This window comes from Vibrio sp. 10N.286.48.F5 (assembly GCF_041469785.1).
In the GTDB taxonomy this organism is placed as follows: Bacteria; Pseudomonadota; Gammaproteobacteria; order Enterobacterales; family Vibrionaceae; genus Vibrio; species Vibrio crassostreae_C.
In genome coordinates this window covers 148,820-157,913 of sequence record NZ_JBFRLG010000014.1, presented here as the reverse complement: position 1 = coordinate 157,913, position 9,094 = coordinate 148,820, and the positions used below count along the sequence as shown (strand labels likewise).

Sequence of the window (9,094 nt, the reverse complement as noted above, 5' to 3'; positions counted from 1 at the left end):
CAATTAGGAAACAAAGCCATATCCATGCCATCGGTATCTGGCAGCATTAAATCAAGCAGCATCATATCAACATGGTGAGTTCTGATATGGTTGATGACGTTTGAACCACTCGCGAGATGTGTTGCTTCAAAGCCACTGTTTTGGCAATACGCCACCAGAACTTCTGCGATATGAGCTTCATCCTCGACAATCAAAACTTGAGGTTTCGTCATAGGTTTACTTCCTTAAACAGTGGTAATCGGATGGTCACTTTTAGGCCGCCAAGTGGGGAATTACTAGCAATAACAATGCCTTGATGCGCTTCGGTAATTTGTTTACACAGAGCCAAGCCTAGCCCTGAACCGCCATGTTCGCGGTTTCGAGAGGACTCGACTCTGAAGAAACGATCAAACAATTTGTTGTGCATCTCAACAGGTACGCTTGGCGCCGAGTCTTGTAAGACTAATGTGAGGTCTTGATCTTCAATCTGAGCAATTAGGTTCACTTGCCCTTTAGCATGCGTATATCGGTAGCTGTTTTCCAATAAATTAGTAAATAGCTGCTTCAGGCGGTCACTATCGCCAAGTATCTGACAACGTTCATTGTTTAGCAGGGGGGTTAACGTCGAACAGTTAACAGAAAGTGGCTTTTGATCGAGTTTTGCTTCAAATCCGCTCAACACTTCCAGTAACAATTGTACTGGCTGCACCACCTCTTTTTTATAGGAGAGTCCACCGACATCGGTGATAGAGAGTTGGTACAGGTCGTTAACGATGCGGCTTAATGAATCCACCTGATCCACCATTAGTTGAATGCGCTTTTCATCGGCTTGGAAAACCCCATCTTGAATGGCCATCAGTTGTCCACGCATCACGGTTAATGGTGTCTTAAGCTCGTGCGAAACATCCGACATCCATACCGATCGGTTATTTTGGTTTTGCTCTAAGGTTTGCGCCAGAATATTCACGTTTTCCGCCAGATGAGCAATTTCATCTTTGCTCTGTTTCTCAACGCGAACTTGATAATCGCCTCGAATCATTCGATAGGTACCAGATATAAGGCGACTGATGGGTGAGACAAGATGTCGCGAGAAAACCCATGCAGTAACAAATGACAGAATAACCACAGCAAGTGCGATGGTGTAGTAATTTCTGGTTTGTTTGGCCAGAAACTCATTCTCTGCACTGTAGCTATTAATTTGAGCGGGTATGAATGAGAGGTAGCCCACTAAGTTACCATTATGCAGAATGCGCTGGTTGCGCGCATCGGGGTGAAACTCTTTACGCCCGATCACCACCTCTTTATTGGCATCAAAAAGACTCACTCGTCTCGGTACGTGAAGTAAGCGACCCAAGCTATATTCGCTCTCCGCCTCTTGTGTTGATTGGTCTGCTTTTCGATGAAAGTTAGCAATACTTTTCCACAATGCGTCATCTTGTTTTAACGACTCCCAGCTCTTTTCTTGGTCGTAAAAAAGAGTCAATTGCTCTTGTAGCGCGGCAACATGCTTTAATTCCTCAGCTTCCACGTAATCATTGAAACCCGTAGATAAGTTATGCGTGACCAGCAGCAACATTAATCCCACCGATGTAAAGCTAGTCACACAGAAAGTGAAGAAGAATTTGTAGAGTAGTTTCAATGTTCTGTCCTAGTAAAGGTTCGCCACACACACCATAAGGAATGGGGCGTTTTTGGTTTAATCTCGCGCTAGTGCTTCTACTGGATCGAGTTTGGCGGCATTGCTCGCGGGTAGAAATCCAAAGACAACGCCAATTAAAGTCGAGCAACTGAATGCTGCGATGATAGAACTTGTTGAATAAATCATTCGAATGTCACTACCCATATACCCTAATGCAAAGCCAACAAAGTAAGCCAAGCCTATTCCCATCAAGCCACCTAAAACACAGACTAACACAGCTTCAATCAGAAATTGGCGCAGGATGTCGGTTTGTCTGGCTCCGACGGCCATACGAATGCCTATCTCCCTCGTGCGCTCGGTAACGGACACCAACATAATATTCATTACCCCAATTCCGCCAACAACCAGCGAGATAAAGGCGATGGCTGAGATGAGCATGGTCATGGTTGATGAGGTTTTCTCAATGTTTTGGCGAATAGCGTCTGTATTGACTGTAAAGAAATCCTCGGCACCATGACGCGCTTTGATGAGCGTGATAATCGCCTGTTCAGCCGCTGAACTTGATACCTCGTCATTGAGTCTTACCGTAATGTCGTTAACATAGCTTTGGTTCAGTAATCGGCCCGATACTGTCGAGTAGGGGAGCCAAACATTCAACGTATCGCTGCTGGTAAGGCTATCATCTTGCTCTGCGGTGACACCGATGACGCGCACAGGCAATTGACCAAGAAAGATGACCTTACCAATCGGGTCCTCCCCCTGAAATACATCGGTTACGACATTGGCGTCAATGATCGCCACTTGCTCGAGCGAATCGATACTCTCTTGACTGAAAAACTGCCCTTTATCGAGCTCAAGCCCCTTAACTCGAAAGTAGTCTAAACCCACTCCCTCAACGCTTCCTGTATGCACTTCACTGGCATAACGAATGGCACCATTCGCTCGTACTGTTGGTGTCACGCTATCAACAAATGCAAAGTTTTCGAGCACTTTGGCATCATCCGCAGTAAGCGTTCGGATACGACCCGAGTGTTTATCACCCCTGCCAGTTCCGGGTTTTATCTCTATCGTGTTGGTGCCCATGTTTGCCATGTTCTCAAGGATGGTTTGCTGGGAGCCAGTACCCATTGCCACAACCGATACCACCGAGGCGATACCGATGATGATCCCTAACATGGTCAGAAAGGTTCGTAGACGGTTGTTAGACATCGCAAGCAACGCCATCTTAAACGCCTCTAGATAGCGAAAAATGCTGAGTTGTTTGTTGTGATCTTGGATCGCGTTGTTCTCTTTAGCGACAACGTTTGATTTAGGTTTATCGTGGTTTTGCTGGTCTTGGATGATTTGACCATCTTTGATCTCAATGACTCGATCAGCAAACGCGGCAACCTTAGGGTCGTGAGTAACAAGAATGATGGTATGTCCGTCAGCGTGAAGCTCCTGAATAAGTTGCATCATCTCTTTGCCGCTGTGACTATCGAGCGCACCTGTCGGTTCGTCAGCAAGGATCACATCGCCACCATTGACCAGTGCTCGGGCGACACTCACACGCTGCTGCTGACCACCACTTAATTGATTGGGCTTATGATCAAGGCGCTCCTCTAAACCCAATCGAGTGAGTAGCTGCTCGGCTTTCTCACGGCGTTGCTCTTTGGTTGTATTCGCATACAAAGCAGGGATCTCTGCATTCTCAAGCGCCGTTAAGTCACTCAGTAGATGATAGCGCTGGAAAATAAAGCCGAAGTTTTCTCGTCTTAGTTGTGCAAGCTGATCAGCATCCATATTTGAGACATCCTGACCATCAATCAGATATTGGCCTTGGGATGGTTTATCAAGACAACCAAGAATGTTCATCAATGTAGATTTTCCTGAGCCAGAAGCGCCGATAATCGCCACCATCTCGCCTCGATTTATCGCTAGGTCAATGTTGTTCAGCACAGTGAGTGCTTGATCGCCAGATTGGAACGCTCGGCTCACGCCTTTGATTTCTAGTAGTGGATTATTCATCGCTTACATCCTCATTGGGCCTTGGCCGCGTATGGGCATATCGCTAGACGCGGTTGACGAGGCTTGACCAACCACCACCTCATCTCCCTCTTGAAGGCCAGATGTTATTTCTGCATATATATTATTGTTAAGCCCAACTTCGACCTGTCTTAGCTCCACTTTTCCACCCTGAATAACAGGAACTTGAAAGCCATCTTTGCCAGAGTTTTGTAGTATTTGCGCTGGGATCATCAAAGCATCATCCGCACTATCAAGAACAATCGACACCTGAGCTGTCATGCCAATGCGTAAGAGTCTGTCTGGGTTTTGCACCTCGAAGCGTGCGTTGTAGTAGATCGCATCGCTGTCGCCAATTTCTAGATTGCTATCATCACCGTTCATTAAGGTCGGGCCCGGTTCAATTGAGCGTAATACGCCACTAAAGCGTGTATCTGACTCGCCAAGAATCGAAAAGTAAGCCTGTTGCTCCTCACTGACATGGATAACATCCGCCTCAGAAATTTGAGCACGGACCACCATGGTATCGAGATCGGCAATCTCAACAATGGATGGGGTAGATTGATTGGTGTTGACCGTTTGTCCTTCCTCTACTGAAACGTACACCACAGTGCCACTCATTGGGGCATCAATCGTGGTGTAGCTCAGATTTAGACGAGCAGTATCGACGTTGATTTCGGCTTTCTGTTTTTCTGCAACTAGCTGATCTAATTCAGCTTCGTAGATAGCAAGCTCTGCTTCAGCACTGTCGTAATCCGCTTGTGATGACGCCTTGTTACTTAGCATCGACTTATAGCGCTCAAAGGTGGAGGTTGATTTCTTGATCATGGCTTGCTTAGCACGAATTTGCGCCTCGATAGAGTCGAGAGAAGCAAGCGCTTCTTTTAGCTCATTTTGTTGAGTGAGGCTGTCTATCTGTCCGATCAACTCTCCTTGCTGGACTTCTTGACCTAACTCGACAGCAATTTGTTCAATTTCTCCGGAGACTTGAGCACCGACGTTAACCAATTTATTTGGGTAAAGCACACCATTGCTCAGCACGACATCCTTGATGTTGCCTCTACGCACCATGTCAGTGGTGTACACCATTTCTTGTTGAGCGTTCTGAGCTTGGTAGTAGTATGCGCCGCTACCTATAGAGCCAATCATCAAGCATGTAATAATCGCTTTGGTTAGTTTTTTCATCATATCCCCTGAAAGGTTAAGTCGGCTGAATGAACGTTGCCTTGATTGATGATGAAATAATAACTAACAAAGATAGGGGAAAAATGAAGTGCGGTAATTTTTAAATAACTGAATAGTAAAGGTTAATTTGAATTGTGAAGAGATAATGAAGATTATGGTGTGTGCTATGAGACTATAATAAGTATTCGCTATTGATAACCGAAAGATTAGATGCAGATATCTGCCATTGAATGGAATGGAGCTTTTATTCTAAACCATTTTTGTCCAAAAGTTTGTTACACACATGTCGATTATGTCTGTCGATTATGTCTGCTAGAGGATTAATTGGAGCGTAGTAAATTTACTACGTTGAATCTTAGTCGTTGTTCAAATTTGCAGACTTTCGATGCAATGTTATGCGAACTTATACTGCAAATAGTATTGTAAGTCTTTGATGGTTGGTTCGAGTTATGCTGACTTATCCTGCAAGCATCACTTTAAAAAAGCCGCTCTTCATGAGCGGCTTTTTGCTATCTGCAATTTATGTAACGTTCCCACCCATCTCGTTTGTACTTGGACTTTATTCGATAGATTCAAAGCTTTTATATAGACACTAATTAATAGGCTTGATATTTAAAATAAATATAAATTAATGGTCTATTGATATTCTTAAGATTATATCTCGCGAAATTCTTCAAAGTTTTAGTTAGTAGATTGTCAATTTTCTTAGATCGCGCGAATAAAACCAATATACGACTGAAGGTGCTCTTTAATGGCTATGGTGCATAGTGTACCCTTTACTGAGAGAGAGTTTGATAAAAGTTAAATATGAACATCTATATCTTTAATAAGACTGTAGCGTGTTTACTATACTTCTATGCGGGCAACTCGTAGATTTATGTTTAAGTCACATAAATTGGAGAGAAATTGGCTAATATCAAATGAATACAGTTAACGATATGTCTCGAGGTGTCTTTTTTGTTTATGAATACAAAACAAGCTCTGAAAATTGCAGAAGACGGCTACGCACCATTATTTAAAGCCACAGACTTTTTACTAATAAATCTGTCTTTAGCAGTTATTGTCAATACGGTATTTGTTGATGAAACCGCAATCGATGTGGCAGCGGCGTTTTTTGTCACGACATTCTTTTTGTTATTCGGCGAGTATTGTCATTTATATCGTGTTCATGTACGTCGGCGCCTCGATTCTTCAATTGTTCGAATTGTTGCGACAGCCTTCTTTACTTTGATCGCAATGGAGATCGTAAAATATAACGTAGAAGACTTAGTCGGAAGTCAAATAAGTCACTTTAACAATGGCTTGTATTATATCTGGTTTGCTAGCGCTATGTTATCAACCATTCTAATTCGAGTTATTGCTTTTACGATCTATCGTTCGTGTTTTAAAAAGTACAAAAAGGTAAAGAGAATAGCGATTGTCGGGCTATCACCAGCAGCAATTGCTTTGGAGAAGCAATTGCTGATTTATTATAGGAGCCAGGACATAGAGATTGAACTGTATGACGACCGTAAGGAAGAACGGTTTGGATATATGATTAAATCTCGTTATGTTGGCACTGTAGATATTTTGATAGAACAAGCGCAACACAACCAGATTGATGAGGTTTACATTGCGTTACCTATGATTGCAAAAGAGCGAATCACTCGTTGTCTGACACTTTTATCTGATACTACCGTCGATACTTTTATGGTTCCCGATCTGTATAGCTATAACCTATCAGCATCCCAATTCAAGTCTGTTGGTAATGTACAGACGTTAAGTATCTTTGGTACTCCATTTGATGGGATAGGTGGAGTGATCAAGCGTATCGAAGATATTGTCTTAGCTAGCCTCATTTTGTTGCTTATTACGCCTGTTCTTTGTGCTGTGGCAATCGGAGTCAAACTCAGTTCTAAAGGTCCCATCTTGTTTAAACAAGATCGTTATGGTCTGGGTGGAAAAAAGATCAAGGTATGGAAATTTCGCTCTATGAATGTGATGGAGAACGGGGACGATTTTAAACAAGCAACGCATTCAGACCCAAGAGTGACAAAGTTTGGTGCGTTTATTCGCCGAACATCTTTAGATGAGCTTCCTCAATTCTTTAATGTCTTACAAGGTTCAATGTCTATCGTAGGGCCAAGACCTCATGCAGTTGCTCACAATGAGCAATATCGAAAGATTGTCTCTAACTATATGATTAGACACAAAATCAAGCCAGGTATAACAGGTTGGGCACAAATTAATGGCTATCGTGGAGAGACAGAAACCGTCGATAAAATGAGTAAACGGGTTCAGTATGACATCGTTTACTTACAGAGCTGGTCGCTTTGGTTGGACATTAAAATAGTGTTTCTAACGGTATTTAAAGGGTTTGTTAGTGAAAAGGCGTACTAGCCTACTAAGTATCAGCGCTGTAGTTTTATTTGGTTTTGTTAGCCAAGTTTGTCATGCAGAGCTTACTCCCAAGTCGCATATCTCAGTAGCGGGTATCGATGTCCAGTCAGAAGTTGGCGCTGAGTATGGTCAGGATTCAAATGTGACATACCAAGTTAACCCTATGAACGAGATTGCATCAGCTTACACCAAATTAACACCGTACTTGCGTGCAGTAGGCGAGCGTGGAGAGGACCGCTATGTGTTGGTGTATTCTGGTGATTATTCACGCTACGACAGTGCAAGCGATGATGATTACACCGACCATTTTTTAATGTTTCGATCTTCGTTGAGGTTCGGGCTTAAGCACGGTCTTGATTGGTTTATCCAGCAAGATTGGGGGCATGAAGAACGGGGGACAGAGCTAACGGAAGGTTTCAATCCTACTCAGTTTACGTCTTTTGGAGTGAATACACCGTTACAAAACCGGTTCTTAAATAGTGAGATACGATATAGCTATGGTGCGCCTGAGGGGCGGGGGAAATTAGACCTTGCGTGGCAGGTTAAAGATATAGCGTTTGATGAGTTGGACGAAGTTCAAAGCGCATCCAGTGACTTCTACCATTATATAAAGGAGCAGGAATGGAACGAAAATACTATAACTGCTGAATTGTTCGACCAGTATTCATCGCGGACTCGTTTTCGATACAGTCTAATTAGTAACCTACGAAGCTATGAAGCGAATTCGGCTAAGGATTCGAGTGAACATTATGCGCTTATCGGTTTGAAGTCCCAAAGAACGGGAAAGCTGTTAATAGAGACTGATTTAGCTTGGTTGTACAAGCGTTTTCCGAATAACAGAGAGGCACAATCGTTCAGTGGTTTAAATTGGGACGCCAATATTAACTGGCAACCACTCAAGCATTCGAAGTGGTCTTTATATGGTTGGCGTAGAGTCAAAGACCCAACGGAAGAAGGTGGTTATATTCTTAACACTAAGGTCGGTCTATCATGGGAACATCATTGGTGGGTCGAGAGGTTAAGTACTACGGTTGATTATGGAAGAGAAGTCGATGACTATCGGGTAGAACAGAATGATAGAAAGGATGATCTAGACGTTGCGTCAGTCACGTTAGGATATGATTTTCGGCCTTCTATTAGGCTTGAGTTGAACTATCAGTTCGCCCGCAAACGTTCGAGCGAGGATGAAGTCGTGTTTTTCATCGGAGATAACTCCCAATCCTCGGTGAGTCGTAAACTTGGCTATGACAAAAACACAATTGGATTGGCACTAAAGGTACAGATCTAGAGATGAAAAAAATAAAGCTACTGTTATTAGGTTACTGTGTGTTGATGGGCTGTATTAGTTTTGCTGCAGCCGCAAACACGATAGCACCTGAAAAAGAAGTGAAAAATACTACTTCCATGACTCTTGAAAATAGCCATCATCCGGCTAACAGTGAGACTCGAGAGTACCTTTTGGGGCCAGGGGACCAGATACGAATCTGGGTGTATGGGGAGAAAGAAATGTCGATGTCTTTAAAGATAGGCAAGCGTGGTGATATTAATTTTCCTTATATAGGTCGAGTACAGCTCTCAGGACAAACGACAGACTCGATAGAGCATGATATTGAAACTCGTTTGAAAGCTGGGTTTATTCGTTCGCCAATGGTGACCGTTACTATGGAAGGGTTCCGTAAATTTTACCTTCTTGGGGAAGTTGAAAACCCTAATGGCTACGAATATGAGCCCCAACTTACTGTAGAACAAGCGATTGCTATGGCCGGTGGCTTCACTGATCGGGCTGATAGAGGTGATATTAACATTCGCCCTTCAGGGAAAAAAGAAATGATAAAAAAAGTCGAGATGACACACTCTGTCTATCCCGGCGATGTTGTTATTGTTGAGAAGAGCTTTTTCTAAGGTGAT

Annotated in this window: 7 protein-coding genes; 3 read left to right on the top strand and 4 right to left on the bottom strand. The window is 43.2% G+C overall.

The features are described from left to right. The 4 genes from AB4185_RS10975 to AB4185_RS10960 form a co-directional block, all read right to left on the bottom strand. Nucleotides 1-212: response regulator (locus tag AB4185_RS10975; protein ID WP_372135449.1), on the bottom strand; the 212-nt coding region annotated here is incomplete at its 3' end. Next, entirely contained in the window at nt 209-1,618 is a 1,410-nt protein-coding gene (locus AB4185_RS10970) for an ATP-binding protein (RefSeq protein ID WP_372107300.1), read from the bottom strand. The genes AB4185_RS10970 and AB4185_RS10975, both read right to left, overlap by 4 nt. Before the next feature lie 57 nt (nt 1,619-1,675). Continuing rightward, nucleotides 1,676-3,625, bottom strand: a complete 1,950-nt coding sequence (locus AB4185_RS10965) for a MacB family efflux pump subunit (RefSeq protein ID WP_102333010.1) — start codon at nt 3,623-3,625, stop codon at nt 1,676-1,678. Nucleotides 3,626-3,628: 3 nt separating this feature from the next. Continuing rightward, complete coding sequence (locus AB4185_RS10960) at nt 3,629-4,810, bottom strand: efflux RND transporter periplasmic adaptor subunit (protein WP_170967426.1); 1,182 nt, start codon at nt 4,808-4,810, stop codon at nt 3,629-3,631. A gap of 960 nt (nt 4,811-5,770) precedes the next feature. Here AB4185_RS10960 and AB4185_RS10955 point away from each other — a divergent pair. From AB4185_RS10955 to AB4185_RS10945, 3 genes are read left to right on the top strand one after another with little or no spacing between them, the layout of a single operon-like run. Next, nucleotides 5,771-7,186 carry an undecaprenyl-phosphate glucose phosphotransferase gene (locus AB4185_RS10955; protein WP_372109999.1) on the top strand — a complete coding sequence of 472 codons (1,416 nt, stop codon included), beginning with the start codon at nt 5,771-5,773 and terminating at the stop codon, nt 7,184-7,186. Continuing rightward, nucleotides 7,170-8,474 (top strand): outer membrane beta-barrel protein, encoded by a 1,305-nt coding sequence (locus AB4185_RS10950; RefSeq protein WP_102333008.1) that lies wholly within the window; start codon nt 7,170-7,172, stop codon nt 8,472-8,474. Before AB4185_RS10955 ends, AB4185_RS10950 begins: the two co-directional genes overlap by 17 nt. Before the next feature lie 11 nt (nt 8,475-8,485). Next, on the top strand, nt 8,486-9,088 hold the full coding sequence (locus tag AB4185_RS10945) for a polysaccharide biosynthesis/export family protein (protein ID WP_372050168.1): 603 nt from the start codon (nt 8,486-8,488) through the stop codon (nt 9,086-9,088). Nucleotides 9,089-9,094: the final 6 nt, after the last annotated feature.

What these genes read in the sequence shown, in the direction of transcription:
- AB4185_RS10955 (WP_372109999.1), top strand. Translation starts at nt 5,771, where the DNA reads ATGAATACAAAACAAGCTCTGAAAATTGCAGAAGACGGCTACGCACCA.
- AB4185_RS10965 (WP_102333010.1), bottom strand. Translation starts at nt 3,625, where the DNA reads ATGAATAATCCACTACTAGAAATCAAAGGCGTGAGCCGAGCGTTCCAA.
- AB4185_RS10960 (WP_170967426.1), bottom strand. Translation starts at nt 4,810, where the DNA reads ATGATGAAAAAACTAACCAAAGCGATTATTACATGCTTGATGATTGGC.